The organism is Chromatiales bacterium (genome assembly GCA_014762505.1).
In the GTDB taxonomy this organism is placed as follows: domain Bacteria; phylum Pseudomonadota; class Gammaproteobacteria; order SpSt-1174; family SpSt-1174; genus SpSt-1174.
The window spans coordinates 12,906-35,836 of sequence record JABURS010000036.1 but is presented as its reverse complement, the minus strand read 5'-3'; the positions used below and the strand labels follow the sequence as shown (position 1 = coordinate 35,836).

Annotated in this window: 24 protein-coding genes; 20 read left to right on the top strand and 4 right to left on the bottom strand. The window is 66.7% G+C overall.

All coding sequences use genetic code 11. From position 1 onward, the window contains the following. The first annotated feature begins 4 nt into the window (after window positions 1-4). The 5 genes from ccsB to HUJ28_08075 all read left to right on the top strand — a co-directional run bounded on the left by ccsB (window position 5) and on the right by HUJ28_08075 (window position 4,962). The gene (ccsB, locus tag HUJ28_08095; GenBank protein MBD3619419.1) at window positions 5-1,369 is read left to right on the top strand and encodes a c-type cytochrome biogenesis protein CcsB; all 1,365 of its coding nucleotides are present in this window, start codon (window positions 5-7) and stop codon (window positions 1,367-1,369) included. Between the two features lie 112 nt (window positions 1,370-1,481). Next, the gene (locus HUJ28_08090) at window positions 1,482-2,114 is read left to right on the top strand and encodes a thiol:disulfide interchange protein DsbA/DsbL (GenBank protein ID MBD3619418.1); all 633 of its coding nucleotides are present in this window, start codon (window positions 1,482-1,484) and stop codon (window positions 2,112-2,114) included. Beyond that, entirely contained in the window at window positions 2,111-3,742 is a 1,632-nt protein-coding gene (locus HUJ28_08085; protein ID MBD3619417.1) for an acetolactate synthase large subunit, read from the top strand. Before HUJ28_08090 ends, HUJ28_08085 begins: the two co-directional genes overlap by 4 nt. An 83-nt stretch (window positions 3,743-3,825) precedes the next feature. Next, a complete protein-coding gene (locus HUJ28_08080) occupies window positions 3,826-4,665 on the top strand; it encodes an endonuclease/exonuclease/phosphatase family protein (protein MBD3619416.1) in 840 nt (279 codons plus the stop codon). Between the two features lie 90 nt (window positions 4,666-4,755). Then, a complete protein-coding gene (locus HUJ28_08075) occupies window positions 4,756-4,962 on the top strand; it encodes a hypothetical protein (GenBank protein MBD3619415.1) in 207 nt (68 codons plus the stop codon). Window positions 4,963-5,002: 40 nt separating this feature from the next. On the opposite strand, the gene HUJ28_08070 is transcribed toward HUJ28_08075, so the two are convergent. Then, entirely contained in the window at window positions 5,003-6,379 is a 1,377-nt protein-coding gene (locus HUJ28_08070; GenBank protein ID MBD3619414.1) for a PAS domain S-box protein, read from the bottom strand. A gap of 283 nt (window positions 6,380-6,662) precedes the next feature. On the opposite strand from HUJ28_08070, the gene HUJ28_08065 reads away from it, so the two are divergent. The 3 genes from HUJ28_08065 (at window position 6,663) to HUJ28_08055 (ending at window position 8,708) form a co-directional block, all read left to right on the top strand. Further along, on the top strand, window positions 6,663-6,929 hold the full coding sequence (locus HUJ28_08065; GenBank protein ID MBD3619413.1) for a YkgJ family cysteine cluster protein: 267 nt from the start codon (window positions 6,663-6,665) through the stop codon (window positions 6,927-6,929). 133 nt (window positions 6,930-7,062) lie between these two features. Further along, window positions 7,063-7,437, top strand: a complete 375-nt coding sequence (locus tag HUJ28_08060) for a YkgJ family cysteine cluster protein (protein ID MBD3619412.1) — start codon at window positions 7,063-7,065, stop codon at window positions 7,435-7,437. Between the two features lie 83 nt (window positions 7,438-7,520). Then, window positions 7,521-8,708: an NnrS family protein gene (locus tag HUJ28_08055; protein ID MBD3619411.1), complete on the top strand. Its 1,188-nt coding sequence runs from the start codon at window positions 7,521-7,523 to the stop codon at window positions 8,706-8,708. Here the strand turns inward: HUJ28_08055 and HUJ28_08050 are convergent. Both HUJ28_08050 and infA read right to left on the bottom strand, forming a co-directional pair. Continuing rightward, entirely contained in the window at window positions 8,699-9,532 is an 834-nt protein-coding gene (locus tag HUJ28_08050; protein ID MBD3619410.1) for an amidohydrolase family protein, read from the bottom strand. The two genes, HUJ28_08055 and HUJ28_08050, sit on opposite strands and share 10 nt — an antisense overlap. Window positions 9,533-9,611: 79 nt before the next feature. Further along, on the bottom strand, window positions 9,612-9,833 hold the full coding sequence (infA, locus tag HUJ28_08045; protein MBD3619409.1) for a translation initiation factor IF-1: 222 nt from the start codon (window positions 9,831-9,833) through the stop codon (window positions 9,612-9,614). A gap of 316 nt (window positions 9,834-10,149) precedes the next feature. Between infA and HUJ28_08040 the strand changes: the two genes are divergently transcribed. The 12 genes from HUJ28_08040 (at window position 10,150) to HUJ28_07985 (ending at window position 20,761) form a co-directional block, all read left to right on the top strand. Further along, window positions 10,150-10,683, top strand: coding sequence for a peroxiredoxin (locus tag HUJ28_08040; protein MBD3619408.1), 534 nt, complete (start codon window positions 10,150-10,152; stop codon window positions 10,681-10,683). 23 nt (window positions 10,684-10,706) lie between these two features. Further along, on the top strand, window positions 10,707-11,513 hold the full coding sequence (locus HUJ28_08035) for an NYN domain-containing protein (protein ID MBD3619407.1): 807 nt from the start codon (window positions 10,707-10,709) through the stop codon (window positions 11,511-11,513). An 86-nt stretch (window positions 11,514-11,599) separates the two neighbouring features. Continuing rightward, a complete protein-coding gene (locus tag HUJ28_08030; GenBank protein MBD3619406.1) occupies window positions 11,600-12,166 on the top strand; it encodes an HPF/RaiA family ribosome-associated protein in 567 nt (188 codons plus the stop codon). Between the two features lie 81 nt (window positions 12,167-12,247). Then, window positions 12,248-13,831, top strand: coding sequence for a GNAT family N-acetyltransferase (locus tag HUJ28_08025; GenBank protein ID MBD3619405.1), 1,584 nt, complete (start codon window positions 12,248-12,250; stop codon window positions 13,829-13,831). Between the two features lie 46 nt (window positions 13,832-13,877). Next, window positions 13,878-14,945, top strand: a complete 1,068-nt coding sequence (locus HUJ28_08020) for a PAS domain S-box protein (GenBank protein ID MBD3619404.1) — start codon at window positions 13,878-13,880, stop codon at window positions 14,943-14,945. 51 nt (window positions 14,946-14,996) lie between these two features. Next, on the top strand, window positions 14,997-15,731 hold the full coding sequence (locus tag HUJ28_08015) for a sulfite exporter TauE/SafE family protein (protein MBD3619403.1): 735 nt from the start codon (window positions 14,997-14,999) through the stop codon (window positions 15,729-15,731). Window positions 15,732-15,784: 53 nt separating this feature from the next. Then, window positions 15,785-17,251 (top strand): SLC13/DASS family transporter, encoded by a 1,467-nt coding sequence (locus HUJ28_08010; GenBank protein ID MBD3619402.1) that lies wholly within the window; start codon window positions 15,785-15,787, stop codon window positions 17,249-17,251. Window positions 17,252-17,297: 46 nt separating this feature from the next. Next, window positions 17,298-17,984 (top strand): sulfotransferase, encoded by a 687-nt coding sequence (locus HUJ28_08005; GenBank protein MBD3619401.1) that lies wholly within the window; start codon window positions 17,298-17,300, stop codon window positions 17,982-17,984. A gap of 124 nt (window positions 17,985-18,108) precedes the next feature. Beyond that, a complete protein-coding gene (locus HUJ28_08000; GenBank protein ID MBD3619400.1) occupies window positions 18,109-19,344 on the top strand; it encodes an HD-GYP domain-containing protein in 1,236 nt (411 codons plus the stop codon). 53 nt (window positions 19,345-19,397) lie between these two features. Further along, window positions 19,398-20,309: an aldo/keto reductase gene (locus HUJ28_07995; GenBank protein ID MBD3619399.1), complete on the top strand. Its 912-nt coding sequence runs from the start codon at window positions 19,398-19,400 to the stop codon at window positions 20,307-20,309. 7 nt (window positions 20,310-20,316) lie between these two features. Then, window positions 20,317-20,520: a hypothetical protein gene (locus HUJ28_07990; protein MBD3619398.1), complete on the top strand. Its 204-nt coding sequence runs from the start codon at window positions 20,317-20,319 to the stop codon at window positions 20,518-20,520. A 1-nt stretch (window position 20,521) separates the two neighbouring features. Further along, a complete protein-coding gene (locus HUJ28_07985) occupies window positions 20,522-20,761 on the top strand; it encodes a hypothetical protein (GenBank protein MBD3619397.1) in 240 nt (79 codons plus the stop codon). On the opposite strand, the gene rlmKL is transcribed toward HUJ28_07985, so the two are convergent. After that, window positions 20,758-22,917 (bottom strand): bifunctional 23S rRNA (guanine(2069)-N(7))-methyltransferase RlmK/23S rRNA (guanine(2445)-N(2))-methyltransferase RlmL, encoded by a 2,160-nt coding sequence (gene rlmKL, locus HUJ28_07980; GenBank protein MBD3619396.1) that lies wholly within the window; start codon window positions 22,915-22,917, stop codon window positions 20,758-20,760. The genes HUJ28_07985 and rlmKL overlap by 4 nt on opposite strands. Between the last annotated feature and the right edge of the window lie 14 nt (window positions 22,918-22,931).

The following is a 22,931-nucleotide window of genomic DNA, read 5'->3' as shown; positions in this document are numbered from 1 at the left end:
GAGCATGTCCGTCCCGAACGAGGCCCTTTCCGGGCTGGAACGCGAGTCCTGGATCAAGCGCCTGAGCGCCTTCGACTGGATCTGGGCGGTGCTGGTGGTCATCGGCACGGTCTGGGCCTATGGCGAATACCACAGCAACATGGATGTCTACGAGATCGGCATCCTATTCGGCACCGCCCCGGCGCTGATCTGGCTGGGCTGGTTCTGGAAGCCAGCCCGTCCCTATCTGATCGTCAGTGCACTGATCAGCCTTTTTGCCCTGTGGCTCTACGGTGACGACTTCGGCATGGGACGCACCGCCTTCCACCAGCTGGCGGAATCCTCCTTCTTTCTCAAGTTCCTGATCTCCTCGCAGTCGGCCATCATGTGGATGAGCGCCCTGTTCGTGCTCTCCACCGTCACCTACTTCCTCGCCCTGTTCACCAGCAACGAGTTCACCGGCAAGGTCGCCACCGCCATCACCTGGAGCGCGCTGACCATGGGCCTGGTCGGCATGCTGGTGCGCTGGTACGAGTCCTACCTGATCAATCCGGAGTACGGCCACATCCCCGTCTCCAACCTCTATGAGGTCTTCATCCTCTTCTGCCTGATCACGGGCCTGATGTATCTCTACTACGAGGGCCGTTACAGGAGCCGTGCCCTGGGCGGCTTCGTGATGCTGGTGATCAGCGCCGCCGTGGCCTTCCTGCTCTGGTACCACTTCACCCGCGATGCGCACGTCATCGAGCCGCTGGTGCCGGCGCTCAAGAGCTACTGGATGAAGATCCACGTACCCGCCAACTTCGTCGGCTATGGCGCCTTCGCCCTGGCGGCGATGGTGGGCTCCGCCTGGCTGCTCAAGTACCACCACGACCATCCCAGCCGCAAGCTGGCGGTGATCGTGCCCGTGGCCATCTTCCTGGTGATCGGCGGCTGGTCGCTGGCCACCGGGCTCAAGGATGCCGAGCTCAGCGCCGGCCTGCTGCTGTTCGCGGTCGGCAAGGGACTGGCCTGGGCGGCCGGCCTCAGCCTCATCGGCTGGCTGAGCCTGCGCGAACGCGCCTACCGCGCCCTGCCGTCGCTGGAGCTGATGGACGATGTCATGTACCGCGCCATCGCGGTGGGCTTCGCCTTCTTCACCATCGCCACCATTCTCGGCGCCATGTGGGCGGCCGAGGCCTGGGGCGGTTACTGGTCCTGGGACCCCAAGGAGACCTGGGCGCTGATCGTCTGGCTGAACTACGCGGCCTGGCTGCACATGCGCTTTACCAAGGGCTGGCGCGGCGAGCCGATGGCCTGGTGGGCGATCGTCGGCCTGTTCGTCACCCTGTTCGCCTTCGTCGGCGTGAACATGTTCCTCTCGGGCCTGCACTCCTACGGCGAGCTCTGATCCCGGCGGTTCACGCCGGGTTCACCGCTGCCCGTCTAACGTCCCTGTCACCGGCGCCACGCGGCGCCGGTGACACCATCGGAAAACCACGCAACACACCGAGGATGCCGTGATGAAAAACTGGACCCTGGGCCTTGCCGGCCTGCTCCTGATGCTGTCACTGCCGCTGGCGATGGCCGAGGAATACATCGAGGGGGCGCACTACGAGCGTATCGAGCCGCCCATGCAGACCCGCAGCCCCGACGGCCAGGTGGAGGTACTGGAACTCTTCTGGTACGGCTGCCCGCACTGCTTCTCGCTGGAGCCGCACCTGGAGGCCTGGCTGAAGGACAAGCCGGACAACGTCAGCTTCCTGCGCGTGCCGGCGGTGCTCAACCCGCACTGGACCACCCATGCCCAGGCCTACTATGCGGCCGAGGCCATCGGCGAGGTGGAGACCATCCATGGCCCCATGTTCCAGGCCATCCACGTGCAGCGCCGTCGCCTGACCACGCCCGACCAGATCGTGCGCTTCGTCGGCAGCCTGGGTCTGGACACCGAGGCATTTGCGCAGGCCTTCAACGACCCCGCCATCCGTGGGCGCCTGCAGGAGTCCTTCGAGATCGGCCGCGCCAGCCAGGCCAGCGGCGTGCCGGCCCTGGTCGTGGCCGGCAAGTACCGCATCACCGCCTCGCTGGCCGGTGGCTATCCGGAGATGCTGGACGTGGCCGACTACCTCATCCGGCAGGAAGCCGGACAGCGGTGAAGGCGGCCGAACTCTTCGTCCGCTGCCTGGAGAACGAGGGCGTCGAATACGTCTTCGGCGTACCCGGCGAGGAAAACCTGGACGTGATGGACGCCCTGCTCGACAGCCGGGTGCGCTTCGTCACCACCCGCCACGAGCAGGGCGCCGCCTTCATGGCCGACGTCTACGGCCGGCTCACCGGCCGCGCCGGGGTCTGTCTGTCCACCCTGGGGCCGGGGGCCACCAACCTGGTCACCGGTGTGGCCGATGCCAACCTCGACCACGCCCCGCTGGTGGCCGTGGCCGGCCAGGCCTCCACCGACCGCCTGCACAAGGAATCCCACCAGGTGCTGGACCTGCAGCAGATGTTCCAGCCCATCACCAAGTACGCCTCGCGCATCCTCGAGCCCGGCATCGTGCCCGAGGTGGTACGCAAGGCCTTCAAGCTCGCGCAGAGCGAGAAGACCGGTGCCTGCTTCATCGAGTTCCCGGAAAACGTCGCGGAGATGACCACCGACGCCGCGCCGTTGCCGGTCATCACCATGCATGCCCCCTACGCCTCCGATGCCCGTGTGGCCGAAGTGGCCGACGTGATCTCCAACGCCCGCGCGCCGATGATCCTGGCCGGGCACGGCGTGGTGCGTGCCGGTGCCAGCGAGGCCCTGGCGGTCTTCGCCGAGAAGCTGCGCATCCCGGTGGCCAACACCTTCATGGCCAAGGGCGTGATCCCCTTCCGCCATCCCATGGCGCTGGGCAGCGCCGGGCTGCAGGCCCGCGACCACGTCGCGCTGGGCTTCGACAAGGCCGACGTCATCATCTGTATCGGCTACGACCTGGTGGAGTACCACCCGCACCTCTGGCACCCGGGGCGTGACCGCTGCATCGTGCACATCGCGCAGACGCCGGCCGAGGTGGACGCCCACTACACGGTGCGCACCGGGCTGGTCGGCGACATCGGCGAGAGCCTGCGGCGCATCGGCGAACTGGCCACGCCGCACGAAGGCAGCCCGCTGCGCCCCCTGCGCCAGGCACTGATCGACGAGATGAACGAGCACAAGGATGACGACTGCGTGCCGGTGAAGCCGCAGAAGCTCATCTGGGACCTGCGTACCGCCCTGGATCTCGAGGACATCGTCGTCTGCGACGTGGGGGCCCACAAGATGTGGATGGCGCGCATGTTCCGCTGCGAATACCCCAACACCTGCCTGATCTCCAACGGCTTCGCCAGCATGGGCATTGCCGTGCCCGGCGCCGTCGCCGCCAAGCTGGTGGCGCCCCAGCGACACGTGGTCGCGGTCACCGGCGATGCCGGCTTCATGATGAACTCGCAGGAGATCGAGACCGCCATGCGCCTCAAGCTGCCGCTGGTGATCCTGATCTGGAACGACAATGCCTACGGCCTCATCGAGTGGAAGCAGATGAACCGCTTCGGCCGCCCGGCACACGTGGACTTCACCAACCCGGATTTCGTCAGATACGCCGAGGCCTTCGGTGCGAAGGGCTACCGGGTCGGCGAACACGGCAGCCTGGCCGAGGTCCTGCAAAAGGCCCTGGCCGAGGACACCGTCACCGTCATCGACTGCCCGGTGGACTACTCCGAGAACCTCAAGCTCACGCAGAAGCTCGGCGAGCTGGTGCCTCTGGAGTAGGGCTGGGGACCGCAAGGCGTGAGGTGTGAGATGAAAATCGCCCATCGCCTCACACCTCTCCCCCCACCCCCGCGTATAATCGCATCGTGACCGATCAGACCCCCAGCACCCCCACCGACCAGCGCCTGCCCGGCCCGGGGCCGCGGCTGCGGGTGCTCAGCTACAACATCCAGGTGGGCATCCAGTCCAGCCGTTACCACCACTTCCTGACCAACAGCTGGAAGCATGTGCTGCCCTACAGGGGGCGGCAGGACAACCTGGATCGCATCGCCGAATTCATCAGCGACTTCGATATCGTGGGTCTGCAGGAGGTGGATGCGGGCAGCCTGCGCAGCACCTTCATCAACCAGACCGAGTACCTGGCCGAGCAGGCCGGTTTCTCCAACTGGTACAGCCAGACCAACCGCAACTTCGGGCGCTTCGCCAAGCATTCCATGGGGCTTTTGAGCCGCATGCCGCCGCACACGGTCATCGAGCACAAGCTGCCGGGGGCGGTGCCCGGGCGTGGGGCGCTGGAGGCGCACTTCGGTACCCGGGAGAACCCGCTGGTGGTGGTGCAGGTGCACCTGGCGCTGGTGCAGAAGACGCGGGCGGCGCAGCTCGCCTACATCGCCGAGGTGTTGCAGGACCACGAGTTCGCCATCGTCCTCGGCGACATGAACTGCCGGCCGACCAGCAGCGAGGTGCGGCGCCTGGTGGACGCCACCCATCTGGCCGACCCGCACCACGACACCCACACCTTCCCGAGCTGGCGGCCGACCCGCTGCTATGACCAGATCCTGGTGACGCCCCACCTGCAGGTGGAGGAGACCCGGGTCTATCCCGTGCATTATTCGGATCATCTGCCGGTGGGCATGTCGCTCACGCTGCCACCGGATCTCGCCTGCGCCCTGCCGGCCGAGGTGCCCGCCGAGACCCTCTAGCCGGCGTCATTACTGCGCCATGCGCCTGTCATACGACTGCAACCGGCGGGCACTAGGCTGTATCCGTCAGCCGACCAGGGATCTCCTCCGATGTCTCAATCGCTCCGTATCACCGGGGATGCCCGTCGTCACGATGCCAGGGAGGGCTATGCGTTCTTCGAGGATGCCGTCGATGCGACACGTTACGTGCAGCGACTGGCGCTGCTCCGCAGGGCGCAGTATCACGGATGGCGTGGCGACCCTGCCGGCGTCGCCCTGGATGCAGCTGCAACCGGGTCGGCTGGCGAACGCTTGTAATCCTACTCCTGTTGCCGGGGGCGTCCTGTCCCCGGCCTTCTTAAGACTCGGCGCGCTGATAGCCGCCCTTGCCGTCGCGCTTGACGCGATACATGGCCTGGTCGGCCCGGCGTAGCAGTTCGTCGCTGGTCTGGGCGTCGGCGGGATAGAGTGCCAGACCGATGCTGGCGCCGAGACGGATCTCCCGACCGTTGCTCAGGAGCAGCGGCTCGGCGAGGGCATGCAGGAGTTTTTCCGCCACCGGGTAGGCGGCCTGTGGTGTGCGCACGCCGGTCACGATCACGGTGAACTCGTCGCCGCCGATGCGGGCCACCGTGTCCACCTCGCGCACGTTCTGCCGCAGCCGGCTGGCCATCTTGCGCAGCACATAGTCCCCCACCTCGTGCCCCTGCAGGTCGTTGACCTCCTTGAAGCCGTCCAGGTCGATATACAGCAGCGCCAGCGAGCTGTCCTCGCGCAGGGCGCGGGCCATGGCCATGCCCAGGCGATCGAAGAAGAGGGCGCGGTTGGGCAGGTCGGTGAGCGGATCGTGATGGGCCATGTGGGTCAGCCGCTCCTCGGTGGCCCGCTGTTCGGTGATGTCGCGGCTGATGCCGAGAAAGCCCGTGATCGCGCCGGCATCGTCATGCAGGCAGGAGACGGTGACGTCGACCCAGACGGTGGAGCCGTTCTTGCGGGGCAGCTCCACGTGCAGGTGGCTCTCGGGCAGCTCGCCGGTCTCGCGTACCTCTGTGAGCAGGCGCTGCGCGAGTCTGAGCGACTCGGGGGTAAGCGTCTGTTCCAGTGGCAGGCCGATGATCTCATCGGGGCGATAGCCGCGCTGGCGCTCCACCGAAGGGCTGATGTAGGTGGTACGACCCTCGATGTCCAGGGTCCAGATCACGTCCACCGCGTTCTCCGCCAGCAGGCGGAATTTCTGTTCGCTGGCACGTAGCGCCTCCTCGGCGCGATGGCGGTCGGTGATGTCCAGCGCCAGCGAGGCGAAGCCGACGATCAGGCCATGACTGTCGTAGAGCGGCGTGTGTTTCCACTCGCAGAGCAGGCGCTGGCCGTCGCGGGTGCGGTTCCAGATGGTGCACTCGATGGTCTGTCCGGTGCGGATCAGATCCTGGATCACGCGCTTGCAGGTGTCCATGTCCTCGTCCGGGATCAGGCGCGTGGTGAACTTCCGGCCGATGATCTCCTGCTGGGTCCAGCCGAAGAGCGCCTCGGCATGCCGGTTCCAGCCCGTGACGTTGAGGTGATGGTCCCAGAGCATGAAGGCCACGGGTGCGTGTTCGTAGATGACGCGGTGGCGCGCCTCGTTCTGGCGCAGGCGGCGGTTCAGTCGGGCGATGTAGGCGACCACCGTGGCCAGTGCCATCAGGCCCAGGGCGGTGAGAACCAGCAGGGCGATGAGCCAGGCATGTTCGGCCATGAACAGGGGGTGCGGGTCGGGTGCCGCCCACGCCGCGGTCCAGGTGACCAGTATCGGGACGAACGCCAACTGGCGGCGGTATCGATGGCGGTCGGGGCGGTCCTGGGGCAAGATGTGCGGCTCTTGTTCTGATGTCTGCGGCAAGACCCGGATCTATGTCACGCCGCGGCAGATGGATGATCGGCAAATTATACGCGTTACCACTATCCATGATGCGCAACTTCCGGATGTTATTCAGCGTCTTATGCGCGACTTAGCTGACATTGCTGACACAGCGCCCTTTATGGATGCCCCTTCCCTGTCCTGCCGCAGCGGTTGCGGTGCCTGCTGCATCGCGCCCTCCATCAGTTCGCCCATCCCCGGCATGCCGCAGGGCAAGCCCGCCGGCGTACCCTGTGTGCAGCTCGATGCCGAAGGACGTTGCCGGCTGTTCAATCAGCCTTCGCGCCCTGCCGTCTGCAGCGGGCTGCGGCCCGAGCCGGTGATGTGCGGGGTGTCGCGCGAACAGGCCCTGCAATACCTGGCCGAGCTGGAACGCCTGACGGCCTGAGGCGCATGCAAAATCTCCTTGCGGGCGGGCCGGCGATGGCCGCAGAATCCGCGTAACCGCCGCCGCGTCCGCGATCGGCGTAGCAACCTTATCCTCACGACTCGAGACCGTGGTCATGTCGTCCGACGACACCGTGACTGCCATCAATCCCTGCGTGGAATGCGGCGCCTGCTGCGCCACCTTCCGTGTGTCCTTCTACTGGGCCGAGGCAGACGACGCCCCGGGCGGGACCGTGCCGGCCGAGCTGACAGCGCGCCTCAATGCCCACCGGCGTGTGATGCAGGGCACCGCCCAGCCCGAACCGCGCTGCTGCGCCCTGGAGGGCGAGATCGGGCGCAACGTCGCCTGTCGCATCTACCCGCAGCGTTCCAGTACCTGCCGCGAGTTCCGCGTGGCCTGGGAGGACGGCGAGCCCAACGAGGCCTGCAATCGCGCCCGTGCCCGGCACGGGCTGCCGCCCCTGGGACCGCCGACCGAGCATCGCCCGGACGTCACGCGGGCGGCCTGAGGCGTCAGGCCTTGATCCAGAACATGTAATTCAGATAGTTGTTTTGGTTAGGCTAACCTCATCGCCTGCGACGGGGGGACGTCATGCTCAACATCGAACAGTCGGGCAACTACCGTGTCTCGCTGCTGCACCTGGGCTTCAGGCCCTTCTTCCTGCTGGCCGGCGTCTACGCCCTGGTGTCCATGGGGCTGTGGGCCTGGCTGTATCACGGTGCGGTAACGATCCTGCCCATGGGCCTGCCGCCCGCCCTCTGGCATGCCCACGAGATGGTCTTCGGCTATGCCCTGGCGGTGATCGCCGGTTTCCTGCTCACGGCCGTGCGCAACTGGACCGGGGTGCAGACCGCCCATGGCATGCCGCTGCTTTTGCTGGCCCTGTTCTGGGTGGCGGCCCGGGTGCTGGCCTGGGTGCCCGGTGCCGTGGCGCTCATGGCCGTGCTGGACCTGGCCTTCAACCTGGCCCTGCTCATCGCGGTACTGCATCCGGTGCTGAAGGCGCGGCAGTGGAAGCAGCTGCCGGTCATGGCCCTGCCGCTGGTGCTCACCCTCGCCCACCTCGTCTTCTACGCCGGCCTGTTCGGTGGGCTGGCGGGTGGCGAACGCCTCGGTATCCATGCCGGGCTGTACCTGGTGGTGCTGCTGATCCTGGTGATGGGGCGGCGGGTGATCCCCTTCTTCATCGAGAAGGGAGTGGACGGGCCGGCCGCGATCCGCAACCGGCTGTGGGTGGATGTGGGGACGGTGGTGCTGGCCGTGGTCTTCGTGGTCCTGCAGCTCCTGCCGTCCTGGCCGCAGCTCGCGGGGGGAATCGCCCTGCTGCTCGCGCTGCTGCAGGCGGTGCGCCTCTACGACTGGCACCACCCGGATATCTGGCGCAAGCCGCTGCTGTGGAGCCTGTACCTCGCCCTGGCCTGGCTGGCCCTGGGCTTTGCCCTGTATGCCCTGGGGCAGTACACCCCGCTGGACGGCTTTGCCGCCCTGCATGCCTTTGCCTACGGCGGGATCGGGCTCGTGACCCTGGGCATGATGTGCCGGGTGAGTCTGGGGCATACCGGGCGCAACGTCTTCGCCCCGCCCCGCCCGGTGACCTGGATGCTGGCGCTGGTGGTGCTGGGTGCGATGGTCCGGGTGCTGGGCCCCCTGCTGCTGTCAGCGTGGCATGTCCATTGGATCGGGATCTCGCAGGGGCTGTGGCTGGCGGGGTTCGGGCTCTTCGTCGTGGTCTACGCCCCCATGCTGGTGCGCCCGCGCATCGACGGGCGCTACGGCTGAGGCGAGCAGACCGGGCGGTCGAAGAGCCGGGCGGCGTTGCCGCAGGCCAGTGCCGCGGCCACCTCGGGCGGGAGCTCGGCCAGCCAGCGGCGGATGGTCGCGGCGACGTCGCCGTAGTCGCCCCAGCGCCCCGTGCTGAAGGTGTCCACGCCGACCAGGAAACGCGCCGGATACTCGAGGAACAGCTGCTCCCAGGCGGGATCGAGCCTGCCGTCGGGGGCGATGCGCCCGTCGCGTACCGAGAGGTCGATGTGCAGATTCGGGTAACGCGCCAGGTAGTCGCGCAGCAGCGGCGGATAGGGATAGGCCCCGGCGTGGGCCCAGAGCACCACGGCCCCGGGGGCGTGGTCGAACAGGCTGTCCAGGGTGGCGGGGTCGGTATGCAGCTGCAGGGGCAGGCCGCGTGCGGTGGCCAGTTCCACGATACGGCGGAACACCGGGCTCTGGCGCTGCGGGGCGAAGAGGTGCAGCTCGCCCACGCCGGCCCAGCGCGGGTCGGTCAGGGCCCCTGCCACCCGCGCCGGCAGGGTGGCGTCCTGGTGCCAGGTCTCCTTGTCGGCCGGCTGGCGATACACCCCCAGCAACGGCACGATGCGTTCCGGGGCCAGCGCATGCAGCGCCAGCACCTGCGTGGGGGGACGACTCGTCACCACCGCCGCCGGCACCTCCGCTCGCTGGAGGATCTCGATGATCTGCCCGGGGCGGTACTGCCGGGCGTCCTCGGCGTTGTAGTGCAGGTGGGCGTCGAACAGCGGCTGCGCCGTGGCGACCAGGGGCAGGAAGACGAGCAGAAGGTGGAGCGTGGTGGCGGATCGACGGGACATGGGCCCATTGTCGACCCCAGGCGGGGTATTGCAAGCGCCGGCACCCCGGCATGCGCCGGGGCCTGCACGCTGAAGGGGATCAGTTCTTGTAGCGGTAGCTGATGCGACCCTTGGTGAGGTCGTAGGGTGACATCTCCAGCTTCACCTTGTCGCCGGTGACCACGCGGATGCGGAACTTGCGCATCTTGCCGGCCGCATAGGCCTGCACTTCCATGCCGTTTTCCAGCTCCACGCGGAAACGCTGGTCGGGCATCACGTCGGTGACGACGCCTTCCATCTCGATGAGTTCTTCTTTCGCCATGCAAAAAATCTCCTGTGCATCATGGTGGCCAGACCCCTGCCACTCGCACGATGCCTGATGTCGTGAGTGAGTGTATTGCGCTGGCAGGACCGCGCCGATGTGGTGAGTGGCCGGGGCGAGACCGGGCCGACGAGGCGGGTAAAGAGGGTGTTGAAGGACTGCTGCCAGCAGTGAGCCATGTATCAGCTTTCGCATTATACACGAGTTGGCCTTTTATTTCAGGGGCTTATCCGGGGCCGAATGGCATCGATACTGGCGCGGGCGCAGCGCCTGTGTCACGCTCGGGACATGACCCGTAACCCCCGGATGACGAATCATGACCAGGCAGCTGTTGTCCGTCCTCGCCCTGTTCCTGCCGCTGACGGCCCTGGCCGCGGAGACCGGCTTGGCCATCGGTGATCCCGCCCCCGGTTTCACACTCGCCGACCAGCACGGCACCGAGCGGCGCCTGGCCGATTACCGTGGCGAGTGGGTGGTGCTGTATTTCTACCCCAAGGACGACACCCCGGGTTGCACCACCGAGGCCTGCAACTTCCGCGACGACTACTTCGCCCTGCGCGAGCGCGGTGCGCGGGTGCTGGGTGTGAGCGTGGACTCGGCCGAGAGCCACGCCGCCTTTGCCGGGAAGTACGGCCTGCCATTCCCCCTGCTGGCCGACACCGAGCACCAGGTGACCACGGCCTATGGCGCATTGGGTGGCATCTGGCCGCTGCGCATGGCGCGTCGCGTGACCTACATCATCGACCCGCAGGGTCGTATCGCGCAGATTTATCCCAGGGTGAATGCAAAGACCCACAGCCGTGAGGTCATCGCCGACCTGGATGCGCTGCAGTCGCGACCCTCCCACTGAGCCGGCCCCCACAGGAAGCGTGCATGGACAAGAATCGAACCAGCAACATGGCCCTGTTCTGCGATTTCGAGAACGTGGCCCTCGGCGTGCGTGACGCCAACTACTCGGCCTTCAGTATCCAGAAGGTGCTGGAGCGGCTGTTGCTGAAAGGCAACATCGTGGTGAAGAAGGCCTATTGCGACTGGGACCGCTACAAGGAATTCAAGGCCGCGATGCACGAGGCCGCCTTCGAGCTGATCGAGATCCCGCACGTGCGCCAGTCGGGCAAGAACTCGGCCGACATCCGCATGGTGGTGGATGCCCTGGACCTCTGCTACACCAAGTCACACGTGGACACCTTCGTCATCATCTCCGGCGACTCGGACTTCTCGCCCCTGGTGAGCAAGCTGCGCGAGAACAACAAGACCGTGATCGGCGTGGGGGTCAAGAATTCCACCTCCGACCTGCTGACCGCCAACTGCGACGAGTTCATCTACTACGATGACCTGGTGCGCGACGAGAAACGGCCGAAGCGGGCGAAGAAGAAGGTTGCGGGCAAGAGCAGTGCTGCAAAGCCCGTGAACGAGGAGGAGCAGCGCCGCCAGGAGGGGCTGGAGCTCATCGTCGCCACGGTGGAGGACCTGATCGAGGAGCGGGGCGAGGAAGAGAAGGTCTGGGGGTCGATGGTCAAGCAGCTCATCAAGCGACGCAAGCCGGGATTCAACGAGAGCTACCATGGATTCCGCAGTTTCAGCGACATGCTGGAAGAGGCGCAGACGCGCAAGCTGCTCACGTTGAGGCGCGACGAGAAGTCCGGCGGTTATATCGTCGAGTCGATCAGCGGCCGCTAGGGTTTCGGCACTTGGGGCGCCGGGTTGTGCAATACGGCGCAGGGGTAATGGCCCTGTGCAACAGGGCGAGTCCTTGAGGTAACGCCATGCAACTACCGTTACAGATCACCTATCGACACATGGAGAAGTCCGAGGCGCTGGATACGCGCATACGCGAGCGGGCGGACAAGCTGGAGCAGTTTGCGCCCAACATCATGAGCTGTCGTGTCGTGGTCGACGCGCCACACCAGCACAAGCACAAGGGCGTGCATTACCGCATCAGTGTGGACGTCACCCTGCCCGGGCACGAGATCGCCGTCACCCGCAGTCCGGACCAGCATGGGGCCCACGAGGACCCCTACGTGGTGGTGCGGGACGTGTTCGATGCCCTCGAGCGCCAGCTCGAGGAAACAATGCGCCGACGCAAGCAGCAGGTGAAGCACCACGAGACCCCGCCGCATGGCCAGGTGACCAGCCTGGTGCCGATGGAGGACTATGGGCGCATCCTCACCTCGGACGGCCGTGATATCTATTTTCATCGCAACAGCGTACTGAATGCCGACTTCGAGAGGCTGGAGATCGGCGACGAGGTGCGCTTCGACGAGGAACAGGGCGAGCAGGGCCCCAAGGCCACCACCGTGCGGGTGATCGGCAAGCACCATATCCTGGGCTGAGGCGTCATCGCCCGGCCTCGCGCCGGGCGGTGTGCTGTGTTTACATAGCGCCACCCCGCAAGACTCACGGAGCCCGCATCCATGACCACCCCGAGCAAGCCCTCGCCCCTCGCCAACCCGCGCAGCCGCCTGGAGATACGCAACGCCACCACACGCGATGCCGCTGCGATCGCCGCGCTCACCGCGCGGGTCTACGGCAAGGCCGGGCAGCACGGCTATACCAAGGCCGCCATCACCGGGCAGATCAACAACTATCCGATGGGTCAGTTCGTGGCCCTGGCGGACGACTGCGTGGTGGGCTACTGTGCCACCTTCCGCATCGGCGGCGAGCTCGCGCTGAGGCCGCATACCTGGGCCGAGATCACCGGCAACGGCTATGCCTCGCGCCACGACCCGAAGGGCGAGTGGCTGTACGGCATGGAGGTCTGTGTCGACCCGGATTACCGCGGTTACCGCATCGGGCAGCGGCTTTACAACGCGCGCAAGAAGCTCTGCCAGGACGAGGAGCTGCGGGGCATCGTCTTCGTCGGCCGGTTGCCCTCCCTGTCCCGCCGGCTGAAAAAATTCGCCAGCGTCGAGGACTACATCGAGCAGGTGCAGCAGAAGCGCCAGCGCGACCCCGTGCTGTCCTTTCAGCTGCGCAACGGTTTCGAGGTGCAGGGGGTGATCGAGAACTACGACACGCAGGATCGCGAGTCGCTGGGATATGGAGTGCACCTCGTCTGGCGCAACCCCAACCTGCCGACGGAGGATGCCGTCACGCATCGACGCAAACGCCACGAGGACATGCCGGACCGGGTGCGTATCGGCACCGTGCAGTACATGCAGCGCCGCGTGCAGTCCTTCGAGGAGTTCATGGAGATCGTCGAATACTTCGTCGACGTGGTGGCCGATTACGAGGGCGACTTCGTCGTCTTTCCCGAGCTGTTCACGCTGCAGCTGCTGTCCATCGAGAACCAGGAGCTCTCGCCGGCCGAAGCCATCGAGTCGCTCACCGAGTACACGCCCCGGCTCAAGGCGGCGCTGCATGACCTGAGCCTGCGCTACAACATCAACATCATCGGCGGTTCGCATCCCACGCGGGTGGAGAGCGGCCGGGTGGAGAACATCTCCTACGTCTTCCTGCGCAACGGCGAGATCCACGAACAGCCCAAGATCCATCCCACGCCGAACGAGGTCTACTGGTGGAACATCGAGGGCGGCGATTACGTGCACGCCATCGACACCGACTGCGGCCCCATCGGCGTACTCATCTGCTACGACTCCGAGTTTCCGGAGCTGGCGCGGCATCTCGCCGATCAGGGCGTGCAGATCCTGTTCGTGCCATTCTGCACCGATGAGCGGCAGAGCTATCTGCGCGTGCGCTACTGTTGCCAGGCGCGTGCGGTGGAGAACCAGTTCTACGTCGTCATGTCGGGCAACGTCGGCAACCTGCCGAACGTCGCCAACATGGACATCCAGTACGCCCAGAGCTGTATCCTCACGCCCTGCGACTTCCCCTTCGCCCGGGACGGTATCGCCGCCGATACCACGCCGAATGCCGAGACCGTGGCCATTGCCGACCTGCGCCCGGAGACGCTCACGCAGGCCCGAAACAATGGCACCGTGCAGAACATGAAGGACCGCCGGCACGATCTCTATCACGTGCTCTGGCGCGGCAGATAGCGGAGGCCGGGTGAGCGGCTCAGGCACAGGTGACGACAGGCAGTCGATGGTCGACAGCGATCTGCTGGGCGCCATCATCGAACATGCCAACGACATCGTCATCCTGACGCGGGCCGAGCCCCTGGACGAGCCCGGTCCCGTCATCACCTATGTCAACCCGGCCTTCACCCGCCTCACGGGTTACCGGCGCGAAGAGGCCCTCGGTCAGACCCCGCGCATCCTGCAGGGGCCCGATACCGATCGCGCGACCCTGGACCGTATCCGCGCCGCCCTCGAGCGTGCCGAGCCGGTGAGGGAAGAGGTGCTCAACTACGACCGCGACGGCCGCAGCTACTGGCTCGATATGCAGATCATGCCGCTGCGCGATACGCATGGCCGGGTAACGCATTTCGCCGCCATCGAGCGCGACCTCACCGAGAAACGCCGTGCCGAGGAGCTCAAGGCCGAGTTCGTCTCCACCGTCAGCCACGAGCTGCGCACGCCGTTGACCTCCATCAGTGGCGCCTTGCGGCTGCTGGAGGCCGGTGCGGTTTCCCCGCTGTCGGATGCCGGGTCCGAGCTGCTGTCGCTGGCCACGCGCAACTGCGACCGGCTGCAGACCCTCATCGATGACCTGCTGGACATGCAGAAGATCGTGGCCGGCAAGTTCGAGTTCGCCGAGGAGCGTATCGACCTCGGCGAACTCGTTCGCGCGGGTGTGGCACAGCAGCAGCCCTTTGCCGCGCGACACCGGGTGCAGTTCGACTGTAGGCTGTCGGCAGAGAAGCTGGTCGTGCGCGGCGACGCCAACCGTCTCCTGCAGGTGCTGGCCAATCTGCTCTCCAATGCCGCCAAGTTCGCCCCGGCCGACAGCGTGGTGACGATCGAGGTGAGGCGTGCCGATCCGTCGCCGGCCCGCGTCACGGTGGCCGATCGCGGGCCGGGCATCCCCCCGGAATTCCATGCCCATGTCTTCGAGCCCTTTACGCAGGCCGTGGACAACGAACTGGGCGGCACCGGCCTGGGACTGTCGATTGCGCGTGCCCTGGTCGAGCACCACGGCGGAGCTATCGGGTTTCATGCAAACCGCCCCGTTGGCACCGTGTTCTATGTCGACCTGCCCTTGGTGGGCTGACGGGCGCACTGCTAGACTGGCCGCTCACCCGAACCCTGCCCTGGACGCCGCATGATCGACACACTCGACGCACTGGATCTCGTGCTGGCAGCCGCCATTCTGGTGCTGGCCTACACGGTGCGTGGCATCACCGGTTTCGGTTCCGGTCTCATCTCCATCCCGCTGCTGGCCCTGTTTCTGCCGCTGCAGGTCGTGGTGCCCATGATCGGCCTGCTCGACTACCTGGCCTCTCTGGGACACGGCGTGAGCAACCGGCGGCAGATCCGCTGGCGCGAGATCCTGCCGTTGCTGCCTTTCACCTTCGCCGGCGTGCTGCTCGCGCTGTATATCTTCAAGACCGTCGATGCGCAGCTGCTGCTCAAGGTGCTCGGCGCCTTCATCCTCGCCTATGCCGTCTACAGTCTCTTCGGACGCGAGCCGCATGCGGGCCGCACCCGGTTCTGGGCCGTGCCGGCCGGCAGCATGGGCGGGTTCGTCGGCACGCTGTTCGGTACCGGGGGGCCGTTCTACGTCATGTACCTGCATGCACGCGGCCTGGACAAGGCGGCCTTCCGTGCCAGCATCGCGGTGGTCTTCCTGATCGACGGTGGCAGCCGCCAGATCGGCTATCTGGCCTCGGGCTTCTACAACTTCGAGATGCTGCTGCTGGTCGTCATGGCGCTGCCCATCATGATGGTGGCGATGTATGTCGGTGGTCACATCCACACGCGCATCACGCCGGAGCAGTTCCGTCGTGGCATTGCCGTGATCCTGCTGGGTTCGGGGATCGCGCTGCTGCTGCGTTAGCGGCATGCAATCGGTCCGCAGGTCCCCGGGTGTTCCATGAGTCATTCGTCCGCATGACCCCGCACCAGCGCATCGGCCTCTTCCTGGGCCCCGCCCTGTTTCTGCTGCTGCTGCTCATGCCGTTGCCGGAGGGCATGCCGCCGCTGGCGATGCGGGTGGCGGCGGTGACGGCACTGATGGCGACCTGGTGGTTGATGGAGTCCCTGCCCGTGGCGGCCACGGCCCTGCTGCCGATCGCCCTGTTCCCGTTGCTCGGCGTCATGCCCACCGGGCAGGTCACGCTGGCCTATGCGGATCACATCATCTATCTCTTCCTGGGCGGGTTTCTCATCGCCGTGGCCATCGAGAAGTGGGGCCTGCATCAGCGCATCGCCCTGCATACCATCCGCCTGGTCGGCACCAGTCCGCGCCGGGTGATCTTCGGTTTCATGTTCGCCACGGCCTTTCTGTCGTCCTGGGTGAGCAATACCGCCACGGCGATGATGATGGTGACCATCGGCATGGCCGTGCTTACACAGATGAGCGGCGTGAATCCCGCGCGCAACGAACAGGAGCGGGCCCGTACCGATTTCGGCACGGCACTGATGCTGGGCATTGCCTATGCGGCCTCCATCGGCGGCGTGGCCACGCTCATCGGAACCCCGCCGAACGCCATACTCGCCGGTGTGCTGGAGAAGCACTATGGCTACCAGATCGGCTTCGCCGAGTGGATGCTGTTCGGCCTGCCCGTGTCCCTGCTGATGCTGCTGCTCACCTGGCTGTATCTCACGCGGATCGCCTTTCGCCAGCACATGCAAAGCCCCGGCGGCAGCGATGCCGCGATTTACCGGCAGATCGCGGCGCTCGGGCCGATGACAGCGCAGGAGCGGCGCGTACTTGTCGTGTTCCTGCTGGTGGTGCTGGCCTGGATCGGTCGTGGCCTGTTCGACCTGCCGGGCCTCGCCCTGCTGGCGGATTCGAGCATCGCCATGCTGGGGGCACTGGCCCTGTTCGTGATCCCGGCCGACTGGAAACGGGGCAGGATGCTGCTCGACTGGCAGAGCGCCGTGCGCATCCCCTGGGACATCATCATCCTGTTCGGCGGTGGCTTTGCCCTGGCCAGCGCCTTCGCCGAGAGTGGGCTGACCGCGTGGATCGGCACGCGCCTGACGGTGTTGCAGGGCACCGGGCTGCTGCTCACCGTGCTGGCCGTGGCCACGCTGGTGAAGTTCCTCACCGAGGTGACCTCCAACACGGCCACCGCCTCGCTGCTGCTCCCCGTGATGACGGGGTTTGCCATGGCCACGGATACGCATCCGCTGTTCCTGATGGCGGCCGTCGCACTGTCGGCCTCCTTCGCCTTCATGCTGCCGGTGGCCACGCCACCCAATGCCATCGTCTTCAGCAGCCGCCAGGTCACCATTCCGCAGATGGCGCGGGCGGGCCTGTGGCTGAACCTGCTCGCCATCGTGGTGGTCACCATTGCCGTGGTGCTGTTCCTGCCGCTGGTGATGGACACGGTGACGCCGCTGGTGAAATAGGCGCGTAACATCCCGGCGGCACAATGCCGTGTGAGATCACACGGTCATGCGGCATATGCGCATCCTCATCGGCTATTCCATGCGCAGTGGCAGCACGCTGCTGCAGCACATCCTGGACGGACACAGCGCCATCGACGCCTATGGCGACCTGAGCTCCATCCCCGCCCTGTGGCGTTGCGTCACGGGTGGTGCGATGCAGCGCAGCATCTGCATCAAGCCGATGGACGTGCTCTACCTGCAGCGGCGCGTGGATTTCTATCGCCACTTCGACCGCTTCATCTGGCTGACCCGCGACCCGCGTGACAGCTACCTCTCCACCATAGAATCCGGCTATGCCTACCTGATGTGGCGGCGCGGCGAGCGGCGCGAGGGCATCGATCTCGGCCTGTTGCGTCGCTGGCAGCGTATCTACCGCCACTACTTCGACCACCCGCAGCGCTGGTATCTGCTGCGCTACGAGGACCTGGTCTCCCGTCCCGTGCCCACGGTGAAGGCGCTCCTGGATCACCTCGACCTGTCGCACGAGACGCTGTTCCCCTTCCCCCGTTTCAAGCGCCGTCATGGCGGAGACTACAAGATCACCGAACACCAGCACGTCACCACACAGTCGCGTGCCCGTTATCTGCGCGAGATGCACCCGGCGCAGATGCAGGTCTTCGATGACGAGCTGGGTGACTCCCTGCAGGCGCTCGGCTATTTACCCGGTCAGGAAGCACAACGCCGGCAGGCCTGACACATGTCCGGGTTTCGTCGGTGGTTTGTGCGCGCGCGTCCTGCGCGTGGTTGACTTGCCGCCCCGGCGGGCTTAAGTATCGTCCCATCTACAACAAATGATGGTTACCGGGGGCAGGACGTCCATGAAGGTGATGAAGCAGCGCCTGAGCGTCGACGAGCTTGCAGTGGGTATGTATGTCTGCGATCTGGATCGACCCTGGCTGGAGACCCCGTTCCTGCTCGAGGGCATCAGCATCGAGTCCGAGGACGACATCCGGGAGATTGCCCGGCATTGCCGGCATGTCTTCATCGACGTGATGCGCTCCACCGATGAGGGCAGCCGCGAGCGACAGCTCAAGGGCATTGCCCGGCTGCGCGAGGTCAACGAGAGGGGCCGCGGCGCAGGCGAGAAGGCGGACGATCCCATCGTGGTGGACTTCACCCGCGAGATCACCCGCGCCGAACGGGCGCGCGAGGACCTGCATGCCTACATCGACAAGGTGATGGAGGATGCGCGCCTGGGCAGCAACGTGGGCCTGGAAGAGGCCAGGGTGCTGGTGGAGACGATCATCGATTCCATCGCGGTGAGCGCGGATGCCTCGCTCTGGCTCTGCCAGCTGAAGCGTGCCGATGCCTCCGCCGCCGCCCACTCGGTGAACGCCTGCGTGATCTCCACCCTGTTCGCCCGTTATCTGGGGCTGCCCGACGAGCTGGTGCACGCGACCGGCATCGGCGGGCTGTTCCACGACATCGGCAAGGTGCGTATCGATCCCGCGATCCTCAACAAGGAAGGGCCGTTGACCGACGAGGAGTACGACAAGGTCAAGCTGCACACCGTCGAGGGCTATAACGTGATGCGCCTGGTGCCGGGCATGCCGGCCGAGGCGCTGGACATCATCCGCCACCATCACGAGCGGGTGGACGGCATGGGCTATCCCGACGGCCTGGAGGGCGAGGAGCTCAAGCAGCCCGCGCGCATCGTCGCCATCGCCGAGATGTACGACACCCTCACGCATGACACGGCCTACGATTTCCGCATGCCGCCCAACGATGCCCTGGCACTGATGCTCAAGGAGGCGCCCACCCACTTCGGTGCAGGCCTCATGGAGGACTTCATCAAGTGCATCGGCATCTATCCCGTGGGCACGCTGGTGCGCCTGCACTCCGGGCAGATCGCCATCGTCGCCTCCAACAATGCCAAGCACCGCCTGCTGCCCGTGGTGATGCTGCTGCTGGACGCCGAGGGCAATGCCTATCAGCGCCGCCCGCTGGTGAACCTGGCCAGCATGGTGGAGCGCGAGGGGGGCAACGCCTGGCGCATCCAGGGCGGGGTCAATCCCGAAGACGTCCCCGTCGACCTGGCCACGCTGTCGCTGTAGGCTGATCGCATCGTCCATGCCGCCCGCGCCAGTGGCGCGGCCACGGAGGTTGCATGAGCCCGTTCGATCCGCGTCGCCGCCGCCTGCTCGCCGTCCTGGCGGGCATGGGGCTGGCCGGCGTGCTGCCGCGGCTGCCGGCGGCGGCCGCCGCCGTGATCACGCGGCCCATCCCCGCCACCGGCGAGCGCCTGCCGGTGATCGGCCTGGGGACCTGGCTCACCTTCGATGTCCAGCAGCCGGCGCAGCGTCTGCCGGTGATGCAGGCCTTCTTCGCGGCGGGTGGCGGGCTGATCGATTCCTCGCCCATGTACGGCGAGGCCGAGGCCGTGGTGGGCTGGTGCCTGCAGCGCCTGGGCCATCCCCAGGGCCTGTTCTCCGCCACCAAGGTCTGGACGCCCGGTGTGGCGACGGCCGCGGGGCAGATGGCCGATTCCCTGCGCCTGTGGGGGCTGGAGCGGCTGGACCTGCAGCAGGTGCACAACCTCGTGCAGTGGCGCGAGCACCTGGAGACGCTCAAGGCCTGGAAGGCCGAGGGGCGTATCCGCTATCTGGGCGTGACCACCTCGCACGGCCGGCGGCACGACGAGCTAGAGCAGATCATGCTCAGCCAGCCGCTGGACTTCGTGCAGTTCACCTACAACGTCATCGATCGCGAGGCCGAGCGCCGGCTGCTGCCGCTGGCCGCCGAGCGCGGCATCGCGGTGATCGTCAACCGCCCGTTTCGCGGCGGCAGCCTGTTCAACGGGATTCAGGGCCGGCCGCTGCCGCCCTGGGCGGGCGAGATCGACTGCGCGAACTGGGCGCAGTTCTTCCTCAAGTTCATCGTCTCCCACCCGGCGGTGACCTGTGCGATCCCGGCCACCACCCGGGTGGCCCATCTCGAGGAGAACATGGGCGCGGGGCGCGGCCGCCTGCCCGACGCGGACATGCGCCGCCGCATGCTGGCCTATCTGCAATCACTGTGAGGTTGTCATGAGCACGACACGTCATCCCCGCCTGCCCCTGTGGCAACGCCTGCTCGTCACCGTCGTGGCCATGCTGGTGCTGAGCTTTCTGGCCGGCCTGGTCTGGCAGGGACTGTTCAATGCCGCGCTGCCCGATTACCTCGCGGGGCTGGTGGGCGGCATGGCGGCCCTGCCGGTGTGGGAATTCATGAAACGGGTGAGGCCGAAATAGCATGCGAGGCCACTGCCCGCACTGTGGTTACGCGGGGGCGCCGCGCTGGACGAACACCCATATCGCCGTGCTCGCCGGGTTGCTGTGGGTGGTGCCGCTGGCCTTTCTCTCGCAGGGGTTCTATCCCTTCCTCATCCTGCCGGCCATCGCCCTCACCGTCTGGGCCGCGGTGGCAGTGCGCCGCGTGTGCCCGTCCTGTCGGCGCCCCTGGCGTTCCTGGTCCCGCCCGGCGATCCGCTAGGCCTGCCAGCGTATCGTCCAGCAGTGATGGATCTTCGGGTTGCGCGCGAAGTCCGGTGGCAGGGTGGCGCGGGTGATGTCCTCGATGACGAAGTCGGCGAGGGCCGCCTGATCCAGGCGGAAGCGGCGCAGGTTGTTGGAGAAGACCAGCGTGCCGTCCTCGACCAGCAGCTTCATGGTGTCGGTGATGAGCGCCACGTGGTCGCGCTGCACGTCGAAGGTGCCCTCCATGCGCTTGGAGGTGGAGAAGCTCGGCGGATCCAGGAAGATGAGATCGAACTCGCGCCGGTAGGGGTTGTGGCGTATCCACTCCAGGCAGTTGGCCTGCACGAACTCGTGCGCCGGGCCGCTGAAGCCGTTCAGGCGCAGGTTGCGTTCGGCCCAGGCCAGGTAGGTCTTTGACATGTCCACCGTGGTGGTGGCCGCCGCCCCGCCGCGGGCGGCGTGCACCGTGGCCGCACCGGTGTAGGCGAAGAGATTGAGGAAGCGCTTGCCCGCAGCCAGCTCGCCGATGCGCTGCCGCGTGATGCGGTGGTCCAGGAACAGCCCGGTGTCGAGGTAGTCCTCGAAGTTCACCAGCAGCCGGCAGGGGCCCTCCTGCACCTCGTGAAAGTGCCGGTTCTCGGCCAGCTTCTCGTACTGGGCACGGCCCTTCTGCCGCTGGCGCAGCTTGAGGAAGAGCTGTTCCTCCGGGATCGCCAGCACCTCCAGGATCACGCCGATGGCCTCGCGCAGACGCAGGCGCGCCTTCTGTTCGTCCACCGTCTTCGGCGCCTGGTATTCCTGCGCGTGCACCCAGCGTTTCTCTCCCTCGTACACGTCGATGGCCAGGGCGTACTCCGGGATGTCCGCGTCGTAGAGCCGATAGCAGTGGACGTCCTCGCGCTTCAGCCAGCGGGCGAGGTGCTTCGCGTTCTTCACCAGGCGGTTGGCCAGCGCCTGCGCGTTCTCGCTGCGTTCCTCGGGCGGGACGGCGCGCGGCAGGCGCCGGGACAGGTTGGCCTCGCTCACCTCGTAGCTGTAAAGCCGGCACTCGATGGGGCCGTTGAAGAAGGTGTTGGTCTTCCTGAAGCGGATGCCTATGTTGCCGGCCAGGTCCGGGTTGCCGGTGAACACGGCCGCCTGCCAGCCGCTGAAGCGTTCGCGCAGCACCCGACCGATGTCGGCGTAGAGACCGGGCAGTTCCGAGTCCTCGCCCAGGCGTTCGCCGTAGGGGGGATTGACCACGAACAGCCCCGGCCGGTCGGCGGGCAGCGGGGCGCAGTCGGCCAGCTCGGCACGCTCGAAAATGATGCGGCCGGTCAGCCCCGCGCGCTCCAGGTTGTGCCGGGCGGCCTCTAGGGCCCGCGGGTCCCGGTCGTAGCCGCGGATGGACGGGAGTCTCTCGAGACCCGCCGCGCGGCGGCGCTGCGCCTCCTCGACCAGGTCCGCCCAGGCGGCGGGGTCGTGCTGCTTCCAGGCGCTGAAGCCCCAGTGCGGGCGGGTCAGCCCCGGGGCGCAGTCGGCCGCCATCAGCGCGGCCTCGATGGGCAGGGTGCCCGAGCCACACATGGGATCGATGAGCGTGCCGCCGTTCGCGGCGATCGCGGGCCAGCCGGCGCGCAGCAGGATGGCGGCGGCCAGGTTCTCCTTCAGTGGCGCGCTCGCCCCTTCCTCGCGGTAGCCGCGCCGGTGCAGCGAATCGCCGGCCAGGTCCAGGCCGACGGTGGCCTGGTCGCGGTAGAGATACACACTGATGCCGATCTGCGGCCGGAGGGTGTCCACCGAGGGGCGTTCGCCGCAGCGGTCGCGGAACTGGTCGACCACGGCGTCCTTGGCCTTGAGGGCGGCGAACTGGCTGTGGTCGATCTGCGAGCGGGCGGTGATGGCGTTGACCGCGAAGGTCTGGGCGACGTCGAAGTGCGCCGACCAGTCGATGGCCTGCACCCCGGCATACAGGGCCTCCGGGGTCTCGGCGGGGAAGCGGGCCAGCTCCAGCAGCACGCGATTGGCGATGCGTGACCACAGGCAGACGCGATAGGCGGTGGCCAGCGTGTCCTCGAAGTGCACGCCGCCGCGGGTCTCGCTGACGTTCGCCACCCCCAGGGCGCGCAGCTCCTCGGCCAGCAGGGGTTCCATGTGGCGGGGGGCATTGGCGAAGAAGCGCAGGCTGGACATGGGGCAGGGTCCTG

Excerpts from the sequence above, each read along its gene's own strand:
- HUJ28_08075 (MBD3619415.1), top strand. The coding sequence starts at position 4,756 with ATGTCTCAATCGCTCCGTATCACCGGGGATGCCCGTCGTCACGATGCC.
- HUJ28_08040 (MBD3619408.1), top strand. The coding sequence starts at position 10,150 with ATGACCAGGCAGCTGTTGTCCGTCCTCGCCCTGTTCCTGCCGCTGACG.
- rlmKL (MBD3619396.1), bottom strand. The coding sequence starts at position 22,917 with ATGTCCAGCCTGCGCTTCTTCGCCAATGCCCCCCGCCACATGGAACCC.
- ccsB (MBD3619419.1), top strand. The coding sequence starts at position 5 with ATGTCCGTCCCGAACGAGGCCCTTTCCGGGCTGGAACGCGAGTCCTGG.
- HUJ28_08030 (MBD3619406.1), top strand. The coding sequence starts at position 11,600 with ATGCAACTACCGTTACAGATCACCTATCGACACATGGAGAAGTCCGAG.
- HUJ28_08070 (MBD3619414.1), bottom strand. The coding sequence starts at position 6,379 with ATGGCCGAACATGCCTGGCTCATCGCCCTGCTGGTTCTCACCGCCCTG.
- HUJ28_08000 (MBD3619400.1), top strand. The coding sequence starts at position 18,109 with ATGAAGGTGATGAAGCAGCGCCTGAGCGTCGACGAGCTTGCAGTGGGT.
- HUJ28_07985 (MBD3619397.1), top strand. The coding sequence starts at position 20,522 with ATGCGAGGCCACTGCCCGCACTGTGGTTACGCGGGGGCGCCGCGCTGG.
- HUJ28_08035 (MBD3619407.1), top strand. The coding sequence starts at position 10,707 with ATGGACAAGAATCGAACCAGCAACATGGCCCTGTTCTGCGATTTCGAG.
- HUJ28_08005 (MBD3619401.1), top strand. The coding sequence starts at position 17,298 with ATGCGGCATATGCGCATCCTCATCGGCTATTCCATGCGCAGTGGCAGC.
- infA (MBD3619409.1), bottom strand. The coding sequence starts at position 9,833 with ATGGCGAAAGAAGAACTCATCGAGATGGAAGGCGTCGTCACCGACGTG.
- HUJ28_08025 (MBD3619405.1), top strand. The coding sequence starts at position 12,248 with ATGACCACCCCGAGCAAGCCCTCGCCCCTCGCCAACCCGCGCAGCCGC.
- HUJ28_08020 (MBD3619404.1), top strand. The coding sequence starts at position 13,878 with ATGGTCGACAGCGATCTGCTGGGCGCCATCATCGAACATGCCAACGAC.
- HUJ28_08050 (MBD3619410.1), bottom strand. The coding sequence starts at position 9,532 with ATGTCCCGTCGATCCGCCACCACGCTCCACCTTCTGCTCGTCTTCCTG.
- HUJ28_07995 (MBD3619399.1), top strand. The coding sequence starts at position 19,398 with ATGAGCCCGTTCGATCCGCGTCGCCGCCGCCTGCTCGCCGTCCTGGCG.
- HUJ28_08065 (MBD3619413.1), top strand. The coding sequence starts at position 6,663 with ATGGATGCCCCTTCCCTGTCCTGCCGCAGCGGTTGCGGTGCCTGCTGC.
- HUJ28_08010 (MBD3619402.1), top strand. The coding sequence starts at position 15,785 with ATGACCCCGCACCAGCGCATCGGCCTCTTCCTGGGCCCCGCCCTGTTT.
- HUJ28_08090 (MBD3619418.1), top strand. The coding sequence starts at position 1,482 with ATGAAAAACTGGACCCTGGGCCTTGCCGGCCTGCTCCTGATGCTGTCA.
- HUJ28_07990 (MBD3619398.1), top strand. The coding sequence starts at position 20,317 with ATGAGCACGACACGTCATCCCCGCCTGCCCCTGTGGCAACGCCTGCTC.
- HUJ28_08055 (MBD3619411.1), top strand. The coding sequence starts at position 7,521 with ATGCTCAACATCGAACAGTCGGGCAACTACCGTGTCTCGCTGCTGCAC.
- HUJ28_08015 (MBD3619403.1), top strand. The coding sequence starts at position 14,997 with ATGATCGACACACTCGACGCACTGGATCTCGTGCTGGCAGCCGCCATT.